Source organism: Flavobacterium beibuense F44-8, from assembly GCF_000769915.1.
Lineage (GTDB): Bacteria > Bacteroidota > Bacteroidia > Flavobacteriales > Flavobacteriaceae > Flavobacterium > Flavobacterium beibuense.
In genome coordinates this window covers 1-24106 of record NZ_JRLV01000027.1, presented here as the reverse complement: position 1 = coordinate 24106, position 24106 = coordinate 1, and the positions used below count along the sequence as shown (strand labels likewise).

Sequence of the window (24106 nt, the reverse complement as noted above, 5' to 3'; positions counted from 1 at the left end):
TCGTTTTGTTAATTGTTTGGTATTTAGTTTTTTATGTTTTGTGAGGGAATGTTGTAATCAAGAAAAAATATAGGTTAAAACTTATTATTCAGGATAAAATAAAGCTCTCCTAAATTATTTTAGGTGTTTAAAATCTTAAATATTAGGGAAGAAAAGTTAATTACTACTGTTTTTACTACAAAACACTTTTCACAGATGATAACTTGATACCTAATATTTAGCTATATCTTAAATGTAGTGATGATAGTATTAAAGGGTACTCTTGACTTTTATTTTATATTATTAGAATCTGTACTTGGATTTAGAAAGCGATAATCATTATAACCTAATAAGACTAGGGAGTTTTTATATTTAATTAAAATTAAAGTATGGCTACTTTCTTCATCAAATTCACTTTATATACTTATTATGATTTACATAACTTACTTTGCTGTCATTATATGATTGACTATCATAAATATATAGGATCAGATATTTTTTTAATAATATCTCCTAGAATAATGATTTTCATACTGAAATTTAAACAAATAGATTTTGAATTAATTCTGAATATGTAGTTGTTGGATTTTTCTAGTTATAGGGGTTTTCATTATGTCAACCTTAAAATTGGAATTGAAAAGTAATTATCAATCATAATAAACTCTCTATTTGTTAAAATTTAAAACGCTTGTTAGATCATTATTGACTTTAACAAGTAGTTAACAAATAAAGATTAGCAATTGTTTTTTAAATAATTATCTGTTTTTTGTATTGATATTTAATTTTTGACTGAAAAATAGTATAAAATTATATTAAAATTTAACATTTTTTAATATTAAAGTAGCCTTGACTAAGTTTATTTTTACTTTTTTTAACAATAAAATTCATGTTATAATTTACTGAAGATGAAAAAGGACAGAGTTGCTTATGGAGTTCTTATTGGTGTAATAGTTTTTTTAACTGTAATCCTTTTCTGCTTTAAAATTTCTAAAAATAGTTTGGTTTATGTTCAGAGCTCTACTGTATTTGAAAGTTTTAATATGATGAAGGAAATGAAAAAGGCAGGAGAAAAAGAATTAAGAGACAGGGCTAATAAGGTTGATAGTCTTTATTACTTGTTAAATATGCCGGACACTCCGGATAAAGAAAAACTTACCATGATTTTTATTGAGGAGAAAAAACAGCTTGAGGCTTTTCAGCAGGAATTCGTAAATGTAGAGTCAGAAAAAATAAGGAGCCGTATTTCGTCATATGCAAAAGACTTTGCCGATGCCAATGGTTATGAATTAATATTGGCAAGTCAGCCTAATGTTAATATTTTATATGGTGAAAACTCTTTAGATGTTACAAAAGAATTTATAGACTACATAAATAAAAAATATGAAGGGGGGAATTAGTTTTTTATTAATACTCTTTTTACTTGTTAGTTGTAAAAAGCAAATTACTGCAGACTCAGATAATGAGTCTGATTTGGCATATAAATATTTTAGTTTAGAGAAGTCAGGGTGGAAATCAAAAAAGAACACCCAACAGGCAGATGATATTTATTTTACAGCTACCGAAGTTCCTTTAGCCTATTATATACTTAAAGAGAAGGGAGCAGATAATCTTACCAGTATAGATTCAGTAGAAAAAGCAAACAGTAAAGAAAGAATACTGGAGTTCGAATTTTTACAGGATGAAGAGCAGGATCTTTTAAAAGAAGAATTTACAGGAAGAACTTATGAAGACGGGGTTAAATACATGTCTTTTTCAATTGAAAACGATTTTTATGTTGTAACCTCAAAACAAGACACTATAAAGTGTTCCGGAACTTTATTTGAAAGAAGTTTTAAACTAACACCTTACAAAAGAGTATTACTGTTTTTTTCGGGTATTGAACCTGATGATGAAATACAGTTAATATATAACGATCGCCTTTATAATAAAGGTACCCTGAAATTTAAACTACAAGAAAACCTTACTAAAGTAATATTATGATTCAAAAAATCAGAACCAGCAAAACCTCTAAGGTCATAGCCTGTTATTTGGCTATGATGATTGTACTTCAGGTTGCAGCCCCTATACAAGCTTATGCGCTTACGGGTGGTCCTGCTCAACCTGAGTTTAGTTCTTTTACACCCATTGGTACTTCCGATATGGTAGACCTCTCAAGTGGTGATTTTAATTACAATATCCCTATTATGGATGTTGGCGGATATCCTTTAAACCTGGCATATGGATCGGGAGCTTCAATGGATCAGGAAGCTTCATGGGTAGGTTTAGGTTGGGATCTAAATGTAGGACAAATATCAAGACAGGTAAGAGGCCTGCCTGATGATTTTGATGGTGATGAAATGATATATGAAAATAACATGAAACCTAATGTAACAGTTGGTGCTAATTTTGGTGCTTATGCTACTATACTAGCAATAAAAGAGGAGAAAGGGAGTGCAACTGGTGAAACTGGTGGTGGTGAAGAAGGTGGAAGCAACTCAATTCCTTCACCAAAGGTTAATGTGAACTTAGGTTTTGGAGTTACTTTTAATAACTACGATGGTTTTGGTTTTACCTTAACAGGAGGTGTTGGTGGTTCTATCGGCCTAGGAGGCGATACGGCAAATGCGTTAAATACTGGTATGAATGTAGGGATAACTTCATCAGCTTCAGATGGGGTTAGTGCATCTCCAAATGTTAGTTTTATGAGTAAGAGTATGGATAGATTTAAGGAAGATATTAATTTGCAAGGAAGTGTGGGGACAACCTTAAATAGTAGAAAGGGACTGGAAAACCTTACATTTTCAGTAAGTCAATCTAAAAACTTTTTTGATGAAAATAATAAATGGAAAGAAACTAAAAGTAGTGGCACCGGAGGAGTACTTTCTTTTATAAATGCATCATTTACTCCAACTAAAAGAGTAGCGATGACTTCCTCTAATTATAACTTTAATATGAATATTGGGACTGAGATTTGGGGTTTTGAAGGAGGAGTTAAATTTTCAGGGTATAGAATAGCACAAGGATATAGTGATTCTGAAAAATATAAAAAAGAAAAAGCTTATGGTTTTGAAAATAGCTACAATGCTTCAAAAAGTGATGTTTTAGATTTTAACAGGGAAAATGAAAGAACAGTAAGTAGTAGTACCACTTCATTACCTGTAACTAATAATACTTATGATTTGTATAGTATACAGGGGCAGGGAATATCAGGGATGTTCAGGCCATACAAAGGACAGGTAGGCTATGTTTATGATAACCAGGTTACAGATGGTTCAGGAGGAGGAAGTTTAGGTGTTGAATTTGGTATTGGAGGAGGAAGTCACTGGGGTATTAATACGAATATTATTACAACAGATAGCCATACTAAAGCTTGGGAAGAAGGGAATTCTACATTAGCACGTTTTGATGAAAAAACAACGGGAAACAAACCTGATTATGAAAAAGTATATTTCAAGAATATAGGAGGTTTTCATGTGGATCAGGAATTTGATAATCTTATAATGACTAAACTTGGAGGGTATGACCCTGTAAGAATAGGTGTTGCCGGTAAAAAGTTTTCAAGAAATACTGAGTCTCAATATGTAAAAAAAGCAGGTAACTCTACAGTAGTACCTATTACTAGTGCAATAAAAAGAGATGGCAGAGTCAACAGAAATCAGGCTATTCAGAAGTTAACAAACGAAGAAGCCGAAAAATTTGGACTGGCTACAGAGTTTAGTAAGCATGTAAAATACAACCAGAAGTATAAACATCATACCGGTGAAATACAAGTTACAAAAGAGGGTGGTGATCGCTATGTTTATGGAAGAGCTGCTTATAATGTTGTTAAAAAAGAAGTGACATTTGATGTTAGTGGTAATCAGGGGGACTGTCAAACAGGCTTGGTTCCTTATACTCCGGGTAGGCATAATACACCAGATAATAAAGCGTCTGGTGATCAGTATTTTAACCGTATAACAACACCGCCATTTGCACATTCTTATTTATTGACTGCTGTACTGTCTTCGGATTATTCTGATTTGACTAATGACGGACCTACAGATGATGATTTAGGTGCATATACAAAGTTTATTTACGATGATTCTAAAACAATCAATACGAATTATAAATGGAGAATGCCTTACAAAAAGAATCATGCTAGTTACAATGAAGGGCTTAGATCTGATGGCTTTGATAATAAGGGTAGCTATTTATATGGAGAAAAAGAACTTTTATATATTAAAAAGATAGAAACAAAAACACATGTTGCAATTTTTAATATCTCTTTAAGAAAAGATGGATATGGTGTTGATGGTGAAAACGGAGGAGGATCAGTTTCAACATCTTCAAGAATGTACAAGCTTGATAAAATTTCACTATACTCTAAACCGGAATATGAAGCTTTACAGGAAAATGCTACACCAATTAAAGTGGCACATTTTGTTTATGATTATTCTTTGTGTCCGGGTATTGAAAATAATTTTGGAGCAAACCCTTCCGGAACAAATGAATTGGATAATCAGGGAGGTAAATTAACACTTAAAAAAGTATATTTTACTTACAGAAATTCTAATATGGGTATGTATACTCCATACTCATTTGATTATGGGTATAATCCGTCATATGATATTAAAGCATATGATGTTTGGGGTAACTATAAACCCAATGATGAAAATTCAGGTTGTGGGATTAATGATAAACTCACAAACCCTGAATACCCTTATGTAGAGCAGGATAAAACGAGTGCCGACTTATATACTTCTGCATGGAATTTAAAAACTATTACCATGCCATCTGGTGGTAAAATGGATGTGCAGTATGAGTCTGATGAGTACAAATATGTACAGGATAAAGAGGCTATGCAAATGTTTAAAGTTCTTGGTGCCGGGACAACAAGTAATCCTTCGTTAGCTCAAATAACCAATCCTGTTTTATATACCAGTAGTTCAAATAGTACAAATTATTTATATGTAGAATTGAATTCAGATTATGGTTCTGATTTTAATCAAAAACTTATAGATAAGCTAAAGGATACTAAAATTTTCTTCCGTTTTCTACTCAATATGGCAAAGCCGGGTACAGGGCATGATGAAAGATATGATTATGTAGAGGGATATCTTGATATTGATACTTCTAAAAGTATTACTCAGGTTCCTTTAAGTCCGCCAGTTCTGGCTATACCTATTAAAATGGCTAATAAAGGAGACGGATTTAATCCTAATGAAAAAATTAATCCAATATCTATTGCAGGGATTAATTTCGGTCGAAAATACCTTAATAAATACGTTTATAGAGATATTACAGGACAGGGAACCGATGATTTAGAGGAAGTTGTGATGAATATTATCGGATCTGTTTCAGAGATAGCAAAAATTGCTAAAAGCCCTAATAAGCAGTTAATAGATAGGCATATTGCAAGTAAATTTGTATCTGGTAAATCATGGATACGCTTAATGCAGCCGGATGACAGAAAATATGGTGGAGGCTGTAGAGTAAAAGAAGTTACAATACATGACCAGTGGGATGTAATGACGAATAATACAGAAAATGAGTATTATAAACAACATTACGGTCAGGAATATACCTATAATCTTGAAGATGGTTCTTCATCAGGAGTTGCAACTTATGAACCGCTGGGTAATAAGGAAAATCCTTTTGTTCAACCTTTCTTTGACAGAGAAAGGAGTGAACTTCCGTTAGGTCCCAAAGAAAGCAATTATGTAGAAATGCCTTTTGGTGAATGTTTTTTCCCTTCACCAACAATTACTTACAGTAGAGTTGAAGTTAAAAATATTCAGAGAAGTGATGTTGATGACAATAATGCTGATATACAGGTAAAAAGACATGCAACCGGTAAGGTAGTTACTGAATTTTTTACCAGTAAAGATTACCCTACCATTGTAGATTATACTGATATGCTTTCGCATTACGATAAGTCAAGTAACCTTTCTAATATACTTAACCTATATGTAAGAAATCATATGACATTATCTCAGGGATTTGTTGTTCATACCAATGATATGAACGGTAAAATGAAGGCTCAAAGAGTTTATGCAGAAGGGCAAACCTCTGCAATTTCCGGAGTAGATTATATTTATGAGGAAGATCCTAATTTAGGTAATACAAATTATAACAGTAATCAAGGAAGGCTAAATAATGTCATAACAACAGTAGATTCACAAGGTAATATTAGTCAAAATCTCGTAGGGGTAGATTATGATGTTATTAACGATTTTAGGGAAAACAAATCAGTAACAACTAACGGAGGTATTAATATCAATACAGCATTTTTACCATTTACGATATTAACGGTTGTAGTTCCTACTCCTCTACCTTCATTATCTGTACATGAAAACTATTTAAGAACATCGGTAACAACAAAGGTTATACATACTTCGGGTATTTTAAGAAAACAGGTGGCTTATGATGCCGGTTCTACTGTTTATACTAATAATTTAGCATGGGATGCTGAAACGGGAGCAGTATTACTTACAGAAACCATTAATAGCTTTAACGATAAGTACTATTCATTTAATTTCCCGGCTTACTGGGCTTATGACGGAATGGGACAGGCAGCTAAAAATTTAGGACTTACCTGGAATCTTACAAGAGTTTACGGTGCAACCGGTAAATATAAGTTAGCAACTTCCGGGACAGCCTATAAAGCTTCAGATTATCTGTCAAACGGAGATGAAATTTGGGTTATTCCTGAGGATTCCGATGAGTTTAAGGCTTATATAGTAAATATAGATGGTTATAATGCCACCCTTATAACAGAGCAGGGAGTACTTGTAAACAGTGATATGCTGGATACAGGATCGTTTAAAGTTGTACGTTCCGGCTTTAGGAATATGCAAACGGCTTCAATGGCTTCGGTTACTTCAGTGGTTAATCCTCTGTATACAGGAACAACATTAAAAACAAACATTAATCAGTCAGGACCTCTCTATTCTTCAGCTGCAAGCTCTGCTTATAAAATAGTTTCTGCAGCAGCTATAGAGTATAGTGATACATGGGCTGCACAGTGTGAGTGTATGTTACCAACAATGAAGTTTGATGGAGATGAATTGGTTTTTGATTATACAGACAGTTATGAGAATGATCCATATAACCCTTATAAATACAATGTAAAAGGTAACTGGAGGCCAAAGGTATCTTATGCTTATTTGACAGGAAGAAATACATCAACCAATTCTAACGATTTAAGAAATACGGGATACTTTAACAGGTTTGATCCTTTCTATACCTATGGTTATTTCAGTCCTGCAAACAAATGGACGTGGTATATTAACACAGCCAATAAGAGTAAATGGACTTATGCTTCTGAAGTTTCACAATACAGCCCGTTTGGTTTTGAAGTGGAAAATAAAGATGCATTAAACAGATACTCTTCGGCATTATACGGATATAACTTTAGGTTTCCTACAGCCGTTGCTGCAAATTCAAGATATAATGAATTAGGGTATGATGGTTTTGAAGACTATGATTTCCAGGATGAATCGTGTACAGAAAGATCACATTTTAGTTTCAAAAACACTATCAGGCCACAAAAAGTAACTGTTTCTTCAGGGCAGGCTCACTCAGGGCGTAAGAGTTTAAAGGTGTCACCTAATAACTCTGCAGTAATAGAGAAAAGAATTGTTCCATGCCCTTAATCCCAAATTATAACAGTAAGATGAAAAAAATTATACAGCTATTATTAGCAATATTAGTTACATATAATGGTTACTCTCAGTTATCAGAAGGATTTGAGGGAGCGCCGGATAACGCTACAAATGGTGACTGGGCATTAAGTTCCGGTACCTGGCATGTTTATGATAATGGTATAGGTTTATATTATTCCTGGATGAAAAGCCCTTTAGGAAGTCCAGCCCAACCTCCAAGAACAGGAAATGCAGCGGCTTATTTAGGCAAGGATAATGTACCGACAGGAAGTATAGCGCAAGACTGGTTAGTAACTCCTGCTATTGATATATCTGCAATGGATAATCCGCAGTTAAAATTCTATTCACGTTTAACAATGAACGGAGATCAGGGAGGGGTGTATAAAGTCCTGATTATTGATGCAAACGGAACCATTACAGATATTAATAATTTTACATTATTATCAACATGGTCAGAATTACAAATCAATCCAACCCAACAGGAATATAATTTAGTTACGGTTAATATACCCACTAATTCAGTAGCCGGTCAAAATGTAAGGTTGGCATTCCTTAAGGAAGGAGATAATGTAGATCGTTGGTTAATAGATGATATTACAGTAAATTCAGGATGTTTAGAACCAACGAACTTGGGAGCAAATGGTATTACAACCAGTTCGGCCAACTTATCTTGGGATATAATTGGACAGGCATCAACATGGGAGATAGAAATTTTAGAAACTTCAAATCCCTTTACAGGAAATGGAATATCAGTATTTCAAAATACATATGCTGCAACAGGTACTACTGGACAAGCACCTACAGGAGCACCTACTATTGTTCCTTTTACACAGGGAACAGATTATAAGTATAAAGTAAGAGCTGTTTGTGGAGCTGGTAATTACAGTCCTTGGTCTCAAACATATTATTTCAGTACCCTTAGTCCAGGAGAAGGTTGTGCAGGTGCTATTACCATACCTACAACCCTGCCTTATGTAAAGGTGAACGAAGGATATACGGTTAGTGGTTTAGGAGCTGCTGCAGGATCAGGTTGCGGTTCAGGATCAGAGGGGTATCTTAACGGTAAATATAAAATATTCTCTTATACGCCAACGGCAAATGGGACCATTAATATCGAAATGTCTTCAACAGTAAACCAAACAGCTTTTTTTGTATATGATGGTTGTAATGATATTGGTGTTAACTGTTATGCTACCGGTTTTGACGAGTCAACACCAAATAAGGAAATTACTAATTTACAGGTGTTATCAGGCCACACATATTATATTGTGGTTGCTACTAAGGGTAACTATACCAGTCGATTTTCTCTTATAGTTAGCAAGAATAACTGTTCGTCTGACATTGTTGCAGATTTTGGTATACAGGGAGATTGTGTAAATGGTACTTTTAATGCAGTTGCAAACATCACTAACCTTGGTAACGGATCGGGTACATTAACAGCAACATTTTATACCGAAAGTGGATCTGTTGGTGCTACACCACAAACAATTTCAGCTCCGGGAACGGTTTCATTCCCTGCTACAGGTAACATTAGAATTGTACTTCAAAATAATAGTAACAAAAACTGTGTTTTGTTAAGTAAAAATTTATCATTGGATTTATGTCCTCCGGTAAATGACGAATGTGCAAATGCTACAGTTTTAAGCTCTAATACCACTGGAGACTGCTACCCTGTAAAAGGTAAAGTAACAGGAGCTACAGCTTCACCTGAGCCTAGTACCTGTGCAGGTGCGGAAGATGATGATGTTTGGTATCAGTTTGTAGCTACAAGCTCAGAACAGATAATAGAAATAAACAATATAAACGGTACAGATACTAACCTTAGCCATGCCGTGTATGAAGGAGCAGACTGTGCTACGATGTCACAAATTTATTGTAGTAGTACTGATTATAGTGTTGCTACTAACCTTGTTGCAGGTCAAACCTATAAGATAAGGGTATATTCGGTTTCTTCAAATGCTGCCGAAACAACATTTACCATTTGTACCAGATCGTACCCTGAGTCTTGTATGGATACTAACCAGTATTCAGTATATGTAAGACAGTCTTTTGTGGCACTTGTTAACCATTTAATAGGAGCTGCTGATTCGATAGATACAAGTGTAAATCCATATACCTGTACAGAACTTTCAGCATTAGCTCCTTATATAACAGATGCTAACCCGATGATATATAATTTTACTTATGCAGGAGGGATGCTAAGTTTTTCATTTAGCAATCATTCCCCTTCAGATCCTGATGTGTTGTTTTATATGTCGGAAGATACCTATCTGTCTAATATAAATTTAGTTTCTTATGACGCTTCATCTACTATTGGTCTTGCAGGTCTTAAGTTTACTAATGGAGAATATCAAAATGTTAGAAATAATATTAGGCATGTTAATTTCTGTCCTGAAGGTCTTTCTTCAGATAATGAATGTGAGTCTGTATCTGGGCGAATCAGGATTAATCCGGGTATGTCGTGTATGAATTTGAATACGCCTCATAGCTTTTCTTTTGTTACACCTGCTACTAATATAGCATCATACTCATGGGCAGTTTATAATTATAGCTACCAGGTAAAGGCTACAAGCCAGCAGGCTAATCCTAGTTTTACATTTGATGTGGCAGACAGTTATATTGTACGCCTTATAGTTACAGATACTAATGGCTGTAAAACACAGTTTGAACAACTGTTTGAGGTTATGGCTGATTGCAGTAACTATTGTACCGAGGTAAACCCTGCTTCAAACGAAGTAAAGGAACTATTTATGGACCTAGTTAATCACTTAATGGATATTTACAGAGATGGAGGTACTGTTACAACACCATATACATGTCCAGAAATGACAGCATTAGCACCATATGTTACAGATGCTGATGCAAAAGTTTACAATATTTCTTATTTAGGTGGTGGTTTACAATTCTCTTTTGCTAATCATACCGGTGATTATGATGTTGCTATTCAGGATAATGGAGAGATTACCGATATTAACCTATTGAGTTTTTCTGATGCCAGTGTAACTTCATCTCCTGCAATAACTTATTTAAACGGAACAAAAGCATATAGTAATAAAATAAAGCATGTTAACTTTTGCCCAAGTGTGTGTGCTGATTTAGATGGTAAAATAATAGTTAATAGTAGTCCTAGTAATGATTTGGCTTTAGTTGGCCCTGTCTCATTTAGTTTTGTTACGGCTAATACAACAATCACATCGTATAACTGGACGTTTTATACAAATAGCAAGTACTCGTTTATAGGAACAAGTACAGAAGCAAATCCAGTTATAACGGTTAATAATCCTGGTGAAATTACTGCTGATCTTGTAGTAACTTATGGAGATGGCTGTATTGCTACTTTTCATATTTATATGACGGTAGTATCACTGGCACAAGGTGATTTAGAATATACATGTTGGTCAGACAATGCTGAGTATGCGGTTGTTACTGAAGCATATTTGAATTTGGTAAATCATATTATTGATATTTATAGTAATGGGGGTACGGTGCCTAATCCATATACCTGTGATGAGCTTGATGAACTAGCTCCATTTATTGTTGTAGACAATCCTAAAATATGGAATGTAGATGTAACAAATGGTCATCTTAGATTCTCTTTTTCTAATGATGTTACAGTTCCAGATGTAATTATAAGCAACTTTGCTCATATAGCAGATATTACTGTTTTTCCTGAAGAATATATACCTGGTGGAGAAGGTGGTCCAGAAGGATATTTTCAAACGTATATGCCGGGACATAGTCCTGAATTTTCGTACTCTGAGGTATATCGTATTGAATTTTGTCCTGAAATAGGTGGTGATAATGACTGTGGCGGATTTACTTTTGGGCATATAATGCAGAGTTCGGGCGAATCATGCTCGGTAATCAATACTTCTCAAACATTCTCATTGCTCTCAAGTATGAGTAATATTGAGAGTTACAACTGGACTTTTTATAACAGTGATGGAACTTTCCCTATATTAGTTAGCCAGTCGTCAAACCCTTCAATTACCTATAGTACATTGGGTAATTACCTTATAAAACTAGAGGTCACTAATGTGAACGGATGTAAATCGTATTTTTATAAAACGGTTACTATAGCTGCATCTTGTGATAATGCGTGTACTGAGGTTAATGAAAACTCAACGAGCGTTAAGTTTTTATACACAGCTCTGTTAAATCATTTATTAAACCTTAACGGTATTATACCTGAAGGATATACTTGTATTGAGCTTTCAGCCTTATCTCCATACCTTACAGATGCTAACCCGGCAATTTATAATGTTTCCTTTAACGGACAACAGCTGTCGTTCTCATTCTCACAAAATGATTCACAGCCGGATGTGGTGATTAATGATTTTGGAGCTATAAGTGATATTAATATTTATAACTATTCGTCTTCGGCGTCAAATACCAGTCTTATTGTAACCTATGCAAACGGTAATCAGTCAACAAATACTGTTAAGCATATTGATTTTTGTCCGGTAGTAGAACCATGTGAATCACATGTATCTTTTGTGATAGATGAATCATCTTCTTTAGATGCAGAAGAGGTTGCCAGTATAAAAAGACAATTAAATGCTTTTATAGATCAGCAGGAAGGAAGTAATATGACGATTTCCTTCGTTGGTATGTCTGACTCTGATTTTAATACAAGAACAGACCATGTTTACGGAAGGGTAACGGCAGAAAATAAGATTTTGTTTAAAAACTGGATTGCCAATTACAAATCAAATTACAGCGATCAAAGATTAGCAATGGGTATTAGTCCTGATTCTGATTATTGGGCTAGTGGACTTAATCATGCAATGACAGCATTTGCCTTAAAACCTGAAATCGTAATTGTAATTACAGACGGTTCACAAACAGCTAATGTTGAAGGCTTAAAAGATGCCGTAACCAATATTTCAAATGATCCTGATTCACATCTATATGTGTATGGAGGTGAAGGTTATTATGTTAATCAAAATTCATTAAACTATAACGGGAATACCGGTGATACGGGTATTAGCGATGTGACAGGTATGTTAAAAACGTCACTTAAGTTTTTAATGGAATTGCCAGATGCTGAATATCCTATAGACAGTTCTGAAAGTCTTATTTCTGCATCTTATTTTGAATATGAAGACTTTACAGGGCTTGAAGAATTAACCTATTTCTCAGAAAAACTTTCATCGGCAAATATTGGTTGTGGAATATTTACAGTTGAGTATTGTAAAAGCTGTGAAACTTTCCAACCGGCACCGGGAGGAAAATACTGGATAAGTGCCTGGGTAAAAGAAGAACAAAATATACAGGTTAAAACTTATACTCAAGGGGTGTTAAAACTTATTTTTGAGGATGGTGATGAACAGGAAGTAGCAAATATTGAGTTATTACCAACAGGTGATATTATAGATGGCTGGCAGCGTATTGCAGCTAAGTTTGAGATACCTGCACTGGCTCAGGTAATGAGGATTGAGCTAATTAACTTAAGCCCTAACATTCCGGTATATTTTGATGATATACGTGTACATCCATTAAATGCAAGTATGAAGTCTTTTGTTTATGATTCTGAAACATTCAGGTTAATGGCAGAACTTGATGATAATAACTACTCAACTTATTATGAGTATGATAATGAGGGAGGTTTAGTGCGAATCAAAAAAGAAACTTCAAAAGGAGTTAAAACTATTCAGGAATCCAGATCAGGTAATGTTATACAACCAACCAACTAACCTATGAAATATATTTTAAGCACCTTACTACTGATGCTTCAGTTCAGTTTGTTTTCACAAACTAAAGATGAAGTAATCAATAAAGTCATTGCAGAATATTCTTTAAAAAAGCCTCTGCAATACCATGCAACTTACAATTTGTATAAAGATTATAACTCACACAATGTAAACCAATCTTATACAGGTGAGTATTATAAAAACGAATTAGACGATACGTATGTAAAAATAGATCAGACAGAGTATTTTATTACTAAAAAATTAACAGCTCAGATAAGCCATTCTGAAAAAGCTATTTTGATATCCTCTACAACTGGCATACAGCAGGAGTTTGATATAAAAGAGTTTTTAAAAGTACTCTCAATAGGTGAGTTTAAAGATTTAAAGACACATTGGGAAGTTGAACTTTTGCCTAAAAATTTTTCGGGACTGCCTTACTCTAAAGTGGTACTTCATATAGGTAAAAATTACTTGTTAAAGAAACAGGTGTTTTATTATAATACCGCAATGAATTTTTCAGAGGATTATAAAAAGAATGATCTAAGTTATCCCAGATTGGAAATAACTTTTAAAGATGTTAATCGAAATGCAATTTCAGCAAAGCAATTTGATACTTCTAAAATTTTCGTACTAAAAGGTGGAAAGATAAACTTATCTGCCGGCTATAGTAATTACCAACTAATTGATCAAAGATTAAAATAAAATATAAATATATGTTGAACAGAAAGTTTATATTAACAGTATTATTTATTGTCTTTAGCCATTTTTGCTATAGTCAAAAGCAGGAAGTACATTCTAATGATCCAGTTCCGGCAGGTTCACTAACAGCTAACTATACTTTACCAATTATTGTAGATCCACTTTATAGTAATCTTAATAGTGGTGATTTTATATCTGTAGATCCGGGTGTGTATGTTTATTTTGGTTTGTCTGATGATTCAGCAACTCCTACTGTGCATAACCAGATTTATTCTGCCTCTATAACATTAACCATAACTCCTTATAGTGCTACCGGAGCTCTTACTCCATATAATGTAAATATGGAGATTATGCATGATTATGTTAATGATTTACAGCAGTTTAATGACTTGGCTGTTTATAAATTACCAGGGGTACATAAGGCAAGTGTAAAAGTAGCTTCGACAGCACCTGTTTATAAAAATGCTAGCGGACAGGTAATTACGGTTACTTCTCCAGCTATATATGTACAGTTAAAGTTTATGACAGACAGGTATTATAACCTGAAGGATACTACTGTAACTCCAATAACAGAAAAGCTAGTTAGTTATAACGGTTTTACTGAAACCGTAGTAGCATCAAACGGTACTACAAACGGAGAAGACGAGGTACAAATTAGTTGGAATGCATACCCTGCTGCACCGGCAGAAGAATATGAGTTAGAATGGACATGGGTTGATAACTATGGAACATCTAATGACGAACTAAGTAAGGTTGAAATAGCACTTACAGAAAAGGATTTCGAAATAAATTCTACAAGAATTGAAACAAAAAACACCAGTTATAGAATTCCGTTGGTCTTTTCTAAAGGATACCTTATTTATAGGGTTAGGCCAGTAGGTAGGTTTTTAGATGATATTTCTAAAAATTATTATGGTGCCTGGTCCAGTGGACTGTCAGATAAAAACACAGTTAATGACTGGCCAAATGTATTAAAAATAGGAACCAATTATGAAGGAGGGACTAAGAACTGGCAATATCAGTCATCTTATGCAGAAAATGCTAAGAAGAAAGAAGTAGCAAGTTTTTTTGACGGGTCTTTAAGGAACAGGCAAACGGTTACGCGAATAAATAACAATAACAACGGTAACAGGCAGGCAGTTGTTGGTGAGGTAATTTACGATAATCAGGGAAGACCTGCGGTTGAAGTTTTACCAGCTCCCTTGCAGGAATCATCAATAAAATATTATGATGGTTTAACAAAAAATAATGCTTCAAATCCTTTTACCCATAAGGATTTTGACTGGGATTTAGTTATAGACGAATCTTGTGAACCAACTCTTATAGGAGGCATGTCTAATGAAGCAGGAGCTTCAAAATATTATTCAGAAAACGCTCAGCAATCAGCTTCAAGTCCTTTTCAGGATTTTGTACCTAATGCAAACGGTTATCCCTTTTCACAAGTAGAATATACTCCTGATAATACAGGTAGAATAAGAAGAAAAGGTGGTGTGGGAGCAAACCACCAATTAGGATCTGGACATGACATGCAATATTTTTACATGTTACCTGAACAGGAAGAATTAAACAGGCTTTTTGGAAACTCAGTTGGATATAACTCTCACTATAAGAAAAATATGGTGGTAGATCCTAACGGGCAGGTTAGTGTGAGTTATGTTGACCCAACAGGCAAAACCATTGCAACTGCTTTAGCAGGAAATTCTCCTAGTAATTTATCAGCCTTAACAGATACGAATAATAGCAGCCTCCATCAAATTACTACCAGTGATTTAATTACCAGTAATATTGAGTACTCTACAGGTAATAACTCAGGTAGTATTGACGGTTCTAAGGTAGAGATGCAGGTAGGTGTTGAGAATGACAACAGCACACTTACTTTTAGTTACTCGTTGTCACATGATACGGATGCATATACAGAATCGTGTTTAAATGGGATTAATTATCCATTTGTTTTTGACTGGTCTTTAAGCTTATTAGATGACTGTGCAAATCAAATGTTTACAAATACATCTTTAAGCGGACAGGCAGGCGTACTTAACACTAATACCAGTACAGTTACTCAACTTACTCTTTCAAACGATTTTATTACTCAGGCATTATCTGTAGGTACTTATACGCTTAGTAAAGATGTTCGTATAAATAACGAATCATTAGAGACTTATGCAGATGACTATATGGCAAGAATTAGTGATCCTTCTAATCCTTGTTATGTTAATCCGGATAATTTTAGTCCTAATGCGTCTATTGAAGATTGTAATGTTACCTGTTCAGAGTGCGAAATCAGTTTGGTTTCACCTTACCTTAGTGATTCACAGATATCAGCTTTTACAAGTCTTATTAATACAAGTAATAATCCTAACGGAGATCAGTTAGGAAATACTTCAGCAAGACAGAGTTATATTAACATTGCTAAGCAGGGGTATGTTTTAGCCAATATAAAAATTGTATTGGATAATACTACTTTTGCATATTCGGGCTCAGAGCTTACTTATACTAATAATGCCGGACAGGAAATAAATCAGTTAGAAGTTGATTTATACGAAAATCGTTTCGAGCAGGAGTTTAATGGGTTGTTACAGGGATGTAGAGGCTTATGCGAGCAGCTTATAGCTCCTTGTCAGGCTTTTGAACATCAACTTTTAGCCGATATGAGTATTAATGGCCAATATGGTTCTACATACGGTCTTGTTGGTACTGATATTGATGATGATACAGTATATCCTGAATCATTAAGCATATTTAACTCAGGAAATTCATTTTATTATGGAGGGTATGTTGTTACCGCAACATATAATGATGAGGAAACAGGAGAGCCTGTACAGGATATTGAATCTAATTATAGCTGGAAACACCCGGCGACACCTTATGTAAATGAATATGGTGAGCTTTCTAAAATTAGAGTTCAGAAAATTTCAGAAGGAGTTTATGATCCACCTATATCAGGAGGGACAGTGACGGAAGATGTTTTACCGGGTTATTATCTTGTAAACCCGGAACAGCTTGAAAATGTTTCTGATTTTATTAATGCCTGGGTACCTTCATGGGCTAATTCATTAATAAAATATCATCCTGAATATTTTTATTACGTTTATCAAAAAGCAATTTGTGAAGCTACATACTCTGGAGAAACTTCAGATTCTTTTGATGCTAAACTGGAGACTATTGAAACTTTTGAAGATATAATGAATGCAAGTAATAATCAGCTTGGTATAACATTCATGCAGTTACTACAAAGATCACAATATCAAAAAGATCCCTTCTTCAATATTACATATAGTGGTATAGAAGGAACTATTGAATCATCTACTCACCGCTCTCAAAGAACAGCGATAATGGATGAAGCCTTAAACTTTAATTATGATGGTATAGTTATACAGGGTTCTAATTTAAATATGCTTCAGTCTGCTATATACCTTACGCTTAACGGTAATGGTATGATGGGTGTTTCAGATTTCCAAAACTTATACAGTAATACATCAAGCTTTAGTTCCGCTTTATCATATATTCAAACTTTACCTGTAAGTCAAAGAAACAATATATGGGTAATGTTTAGAAGTAATTATACAGGACTTAAGCATAAAATCAAAACAGTATATTCTACAATATATTCGCTTACTAAAAGCCGATACAATGGTTGCATAGGTGAGCTTGAGGATACAGATAATTTTGTAACAACATTTATTACATATAGTAACTATTCTGATATAGTTAATTCTATTGACGCTGCTGTTACAACGGGCGAACAGGATTCTATAACAAATATTTGTGATCCTCAAACAGCTTCTTTGTATGCCGAAAAAGCTAAGCGTTTCATGCCGGCAGACTATGGCTCAAATAATGGTATGGAGCAGGGACAAAACCAGGAAGATATTCTCAATGATGCTGATGCCAGTATGTATATGCTTACAGGAAAATGTCCGTTGGCATTTGATATGGAGTACTTTTTAAATGGTTTGGTTCAGCCTGCATATAACAATCATGGACTTTTAGTAAACGGTACTCCTACTAATCAGTTCCCTTATCTTACACCTGATTTGTACATGTCTCAGGCAGGATTAACATCTATGCCAACCTTTATGCAAACAGAGGCTATGTATGGTGCTCAGAATGGAGGAGTATTAGGTATAAAAATAGGAAGTTTAAGTCCTATTAATTTAACAATTTTAAATGCAGGAATAACTGATTCAGGTTGTGGTACAACACCAACATGGAGTGATTACGAAATAGGTAAATTTGTTATAACAGAGCTTAAAAATCTTTATTATATCCCAGGATCTTATGATCCGGGTTCTGGCTTGTTTAGGTTTAGAATTGTAGCATCTATAATTAGAGTTCCTGCAGTATGCGAATTCCCTGAAGAGATAATTATTGAAGGGTCTTCAAAAGTAGCTGTTGGTGGTTGTGGTTTTGAAGATGATCCATCATTAATAGTGCCTGGAGGTACAGTATTACCAAATCAGTCATCAACAGAAACAGGAGGAGTACCATGTAATAAGTTGTCAAGGTTTGAAAAGGGACTGTTACGCTTAATGAATAAGTTAAATGATGCTCCTGGAGGAAGTAAATTATTAAATCAGAATATATCTTTGGGTTATACTAATGCGGGGACATTAACTCAGGCAGATCCATATGGATATATGAATAGTATATTACCTGAGGTTTTAGAAGATGATAACTATGTGGCTTATTGGAACGCTTCTTCTTCTACAGCTTTTCAAATAATTGTAAACGGAGGGAATACTGCTCAAATTACAATGCAGCAGCCTTTAAACCCTTCAAACATATATAAATTTACAGCTGTAAATATTGAAGAACAAATTATAAAGGTTTCTTACATAGCACTTCCTAATTATAATCTGGTTACTGTAACAGGTAATATATTGAATGGTGACAGAAAAGGACCTTTTGATTTTGATTGTATTTGTAAAGAAGTAGTAAATATAGAGCATGGTGCAGGAGAACAGTTTTTAGGACTTGTTTCTTTCCTATGGAATAAACGTGATGTTTTAGACCCATCTGAGTCTTATGACTTCCAACCATATATGGCTAATATAGATCCGTTTGTTGATGCTACTAATCCAACAGTAAACTATTTTACTACATATGATAATTCTGGACGTGGGATTTACTTCGTTTTTGATAAAAATTATCCATGTAAGTTTTATCTAACATTAGATGATAACGGTAATACTAATTTATTTAATAATACCATAGGTTTTTCTGATCTTGAAATTTTTGACACACAAGGGGGTACTGCAACATTTAATATTAAAGTACATCATGGTGAATATCAGGGATATGATGAATTTGGAAGTTTAACAATGTTGCCTCCGGGTGTCACAATTAAACAAGGAAAAATTGAATGTGTAAAAACAGAATGTGTTGAAGGAGCAGCTGTTACTAATGCGACTAGGTTGTTATTTATGGAGTTGAGATCACAGTACCTGTCTTCAGGAACAGTTTCGCAGAACTTCTCTTCAGCTAACCTTAATGTTTTAGCACCTTATGTTAATTTAACAGAGGAGGATGAGACAGCACGAATCTATAATTTCTATGTTTCTGAAACCTCTGAAGGTACTCAGTTAGGTTTTTCTTTTACTGACTCAGGCTGTGATGTTAAGTTTAATATACCGGGCTATAATATAAATCAGGTTAATACGATAACAGAATTTACTTTTAATAATGATTATTCAGCCTTTACATTTAAAGGTACATTAACAAGTGGCGGTAGTTTTGTTGGAAACGGAACAATGGAATGCTTGTATGTAACTCCGTGTTTTGTTGAAGTACGTGTAGACTGTAATCCTTGTATACCTCAAACTATTGATGTGGTAAGCTGTGCAGATGGCTGGAAACAATTCAGTAATACTGTTGCCTCAGTGAGCGGTTATACGTTGGATGCAGATTTTTCTCCAGAATATTTCTGTTCATCTAATCTTCAATATGTATCAGAGGACTATCAACATTATATAAAAGAGCTTAATATAACAACCACAGATGATGCTCATTTTATTACAATAACTGAATTTGCGATGTCTTCCTTAGGTTATGGAAATATAACTACAGAGGATGCTATTGATGATTATAGAGTTTATATCAGTGATGGTGGAACTTATAGTTGGTTACGTTATGTTGAGGAAATATATATGCAAAACAGTACAACCTGTCCGCCAGCATTAATATTCCCTTCTCAGGATATTAGAATAGAGGCATATGATCCATGTGAAACGTTTGTTAATAATGTAAACGGGACATATTCAAGTGAATTATGGTTAGCTTATTTACAGGGACAGAGAGCAGCATTTAAAGAAAGATACTTAAAGGCCGCTATGGAAGGACTTACAGAGACATTTGTTAAAAGTGCTCCTGATAAAGAATATCAGTATACGTTATACTATTATGATCAGGCAGGTAATTTAGTTTCTACTGTACCTCCTCAGGGAGCTGTAAGGCTTGCTCCTTCTCAAAACACAACTATTAATCAAAATAGAGATAATGTTACAGGGGCTGTTTATCCTTCACATTCATTAAGAACAGAGTATAGGTATAATTCTCTTAATCAGTTAGTTTGGCAAAAAACTCCGGATGGTGGAGAAACAAAGTTTGCTTATGATTATTTGGGTAGGATAATTGCTTCCCAAAATTCAAAACAGAATAATGCGATAAATTATAAATTTAGTTATACACGTTATGATGGTTTAGGGCGTATTTATGAAGCAGGTGAAATTACCCCTACTGGGGGATATACAATAAATAGTGAAGGTAAATTAATTTTACAGTCAGTTGCTCAAAATGAGTTTAATGATAATGGTGTAAGGAACGAGGTTACCAGAACTATTTATGATGAACCTTTTAGTACAACCAGTATACTGTTTACTGATTATTCTTCTAATAATACCAGAAACAGGGTTACAGCTGTATTATATTATGATGAGGTAACTACTACTACTGTTGAAGAACAATATCAAAATGGTATATTTTACGATTATGATGTACATGGTAATGTAAAAGAACTAATTAGTATTGTAAATGATGATGCTCTTATTAGTATGCAACAGCATATTAAAAAGGTAAAATATGATTATGACCTTATTAGTGGTAATGTAAATAAAGTTATATACCAATCTGATGAGCCAGATCAATTTATACACAGATATGAGTATGACGAAGACAATAGGATTACTGATGTTTATACCAGTAAGGATGATATAATATGGGAAAAAGAAGCTAATTATAAATATTATGAACATGGTCCTCTTGCCCGTACAGTAATTGGAGATAAGGAAGTACAAGGGCTAGATTACATGTATACATTACATGGATGGTTAAAAGGAGTAAACTCTGAGGTATTAGGTAATAGTTATGATATAGGTCAAGATGGTTTTGCGGTTGCTAAAGATGCGGTTTCATTTACGTTGAATTATTATAGTGGAGATTATTCTTCACGATATACTAATGAAAATAAACAGGATGAAAATACCTTCTTTGTTACAAAATTTTCAGGTTCACAAACTGCAGCTAATTTATATAATGGAAATATAAGGGGTATGATTACTTCTATTACTGATCATAACCAAAAACCTCTTGCTATAAATTCATCTGTTTATAGTTATGATCAATTAAATAGGATAAAATCTTCTACTCCAATGGGTTATGTTTATGATCCTAATACTTTGATAGCTTTAAAAGGAGGAACAGCTTTACCGGCAACTACTTATAGCTATGATAAAAATGGTAATTTAACAGACTTATCACGTCAAGGTATTACAGGTGTTAATGCGGAAGGTAGTTCAACAGGGATTACCCAAATGGATAGGTTTACTTATGTTTATAATGCAGGTAAAAATCAATTAAATTATATTCAGGAAAATTCATATTCTCCAAGCTCTACTTTTGATGGAGACATAGATGCAGAGGATCAGTCTTTTAATAATTATCAATATGATGCAATTGGACAACTGATAAAAGATAATGGTGAGGGATTAGATATTGACTGGCGTGTTGATGGTAAGGTTAAAAGTATTACTAAAACAGACGGTACTGTTATAAATTTCTCTTATGACGGTCTTGGTAACAGATTAGCTAAAACAGTCACAAATGAAAGTGGGGTAACTACCACTTACTATAACAGGGATGCTCAGGGTAATGTATTGAGTGTTTATGAGGTAGTGGCAGAAAGTGGCCAGCCAACTAAATATTATTTAGTAGAGCAAGACATTTATGGAAGCAGTAGGATAGGTTTAGAACAAAACCGTATTGAACTTGCCCAAGAAAGCGTAATGGGGCTAACTCAATTTGCCTCAGCCAGTATGATGAGCAGTGAAATGCAAACATTCTCTACCGTGAGTACTGTAGCAGCCCTATACGGTATAAACCTTACAGGAAATAGTTATACTACCTGGACAGATAATACCCAGTTACATTTATTTGATCAGGATGGTGAAAAAACAAGGCAGATTGAAATTACATCAAACTTTAAAATTGATGAAACCAACTTCCCTAATATGACCAAACAAAATGTGACCGATTTACAGGGAGTTGTATTCCCTCCTGATCAAAACAGAGTTTGGTATAGAAGTGCAGCCAAACTTCAGGTTAAGAGAGATGAATATGGTAATTTCATACCTGTGGTTATTCTTGAAAAGTACCAGCGTGTTTATAATAGATATAGAGCAGGCCTTAGAGGTAAGAGATGGAGTTACAGAAACTATGTTTGGCAGGATGTATATACTCTTAATTCTGCTATTCCTACCGGGGAATGGGATATGGATTTAGAGATTAAACTTGTAGGTAGTAATTATAGGCCAAAACTTACTCTTAACGGTAATGTTTATGATTATGATCAGTTTACAAAAGAAGAGGTAGTGCTATTGGATGGTGAAGAGGAAAAAGGTAAAAAAGACTATCCTACACCACCATCTGCAAATCATTCATTAGGTAAAAGAGATGTTGAATATTTTGTAAATTATGATCCTCAGCCTGATCCGGGACTTAGAGCTCAAATGTGTGATTTTGAATATAAAATAGGAGATGATCAAACTCCTGTTGTTGACTTCCCGTTTGATACTTTTATGTCTTATCCATATGCATATTCTACAGAAGGTGTAGCAATGCAATTAATAGATGGTACACAATATTCTTCTACGTATTGTGGTACACCAGGTCAGGATACAGATGCCGATGGTTTAACAGATGATGTAGATAACTGTCCGTTCCACTTTAATCCGGATCAGTTAGATAGTGATGGTGACGGAGTAGGTGATGTTTGTGATAATTGTGCTTCTTCAAATCCAGATCAGTTAGATACTGATGGTGACGGAGTGGGAGATGCTTGTGATAACTGTATTTATGTTGCTAACGCTGATCAGGTTGATAGTGATGGTGACGGTATTGGTGATGTTTGTGATAACTGTATGTATACAGCTAATGCCGATCAGGCAGATGCAGACGGTGACGGTATAGGCGACGTTTGTGAAGGATATGACCAGGGAGTTGGAACACCGGAACCAATAGGAGAAAAAATACTGGCACAACGTTATGTGGGTGACAAGCGTTATGAGCTTACAAATCATTTAGGAAATGTATTGGGTGTAATAACAGACAGAAAGCTTGCAGGAGGAAATTCTGTTGAGAATGAAGTATTCTTTGAAGATTTTGAAGATGGATATACCGGATGGAGTGCTCTTGTACAATCGGGTGTTACGATGACTACAGAGAATGGTAGATTGAAAGTTACCTTTGCTCAAGGAGCTGCCCCGTCGTTTTTCATTAATATTACAAGATCTAATCTTGATAATAATAAAACATACATGCTTACTTATGATCTTGTAAAAGAAAATTTTGCAGGTTCATTTAGTCCTAAACTAATAAGAAATGGCTCTCAATTTGTAGGGTATGAAGGAATGGTTAATAGATATCCTGTAGTAAATACAGAGTCATATTCATCTTTAACAATATCATTTTTTATAGGCCCACATACTGCTACACAGGATGAAGTTATCTATATTGATAATGTTAGGCTTGTAGAGGTTTCTTCAGGAGCTTTAGCAGGTGGCTTTACACCTGATGTAGTTTCCTATAGTGATTACTATCCTTTCGGAATGCAGATGCCGA

6 protein-coding genes are annotated in these 24106 nt (G+C 34.4%); all 6 read left to right on the top strand.

The annotated features are described in order from the left end of the window. Positions 1-884 precede the first annotated feature (884 nt). Complete coding sequence (locus Q763_RS16360; RefSeq protein WP_035136119.1) at positions 885-1376, top strand: OmpH family outer membrane protein; 492 nt, start codon at positions 885-887, stop codon at positions 1374-1376. Beyond that, on the top strand, positions 1360-1959 hold the full coding sequence (locus tag Q763_RS16355; protein WP_084596098.1) for a hypothetical protein: 600 nt from the start codon (positions 1360-1362) through the stop codon (positions 1957-1959). The genes Q763_RS16360 and Q763_RS16355 overlap by 17 nt, the downstream gene beginning before the upstream one ends. Next, entirely contained in the window at positions 1956-7592 is a 5637-nt protein-coding gene (locus Q763_RS16350) for a hypothetical protein (RefSeq protein ID WP_035136117.1), read from the top strand. The genes Q763_RS16355 and Q763_RS16350 overlap by 4 nt, the downstream gene beginning before the upstream one ends. A gap of 20 nt (positions 7593-7612) precedes the next feature. Further along, positions 7613-13297, top strand: a complete 5685-nt coding sequence (locus tag Q763_RS16345; protein WP_035136116.1) for a choice-of-anchor J domain-containing protein — start codon at positions 7613-7615, stop codon at positions 13295-13297. Between the two features lie 3 nt (positions 13298-13300). Then, on the top strand, positions 13301-13996 hold the full coding sequence (locus tag Q763_RS16340; RefSeq protein ID WP_157499498.1) for a hypothetical protein: 696 nt from the start codon (positions 13301-13303) through the stop codon (positions 13994-13996). A gap of 11 nt (positions 13997-14007) precedes the next feature. Further along, positions 14008-24106, top strand: a 10099-nt coding sequence (locus Q763_RS16335) for a thrombospondin type 3 repeat-containing protein (protein WP_035136114.1), incomplete at its 3' end; no start/stop codon positions are given.

What these genes read in the sequence shown, in the direction of transcription:
- Q763_RS16345 (WP_035136116.1), top strand. Translation starts at nt 7,613, where the DNA reads ATGAAAAAAATTATACAGCTATTATTAGCAATATTAGTTACATATAAT.
- Q763_RS16355 (WP_084596098.1), top strand. Translation starts at nt 1,360, where the DNA reads ATGAAGGGGGGAATTAGTTTTTTATTAATACTCTTTTTACTTGTTAGT.
- Q763_RS16340 (WP_157499498.1), top strand. Translation starts at nt 13,301, where the DNA reads ATGAAATATATTTTAAGCACCTTACTACTGATGCTTCAGTTCAGTTTG.
- Q763_RS16350 (WP_035136117.1), top strand. Translation starts at nt 1,956, where the DNA reads ATGATTCAAAAAATCAGAACCAGCAAAACCTCTAAGGTCATAGCCTGT.
- Q763_RS16360 (WP_035136119.1), top strand. Translation starts at nt 885, where the DNA reads ATGAAAAAGGACAGAGTTGCTTATGGAGTTCTTATTGGTGTAATAGTT.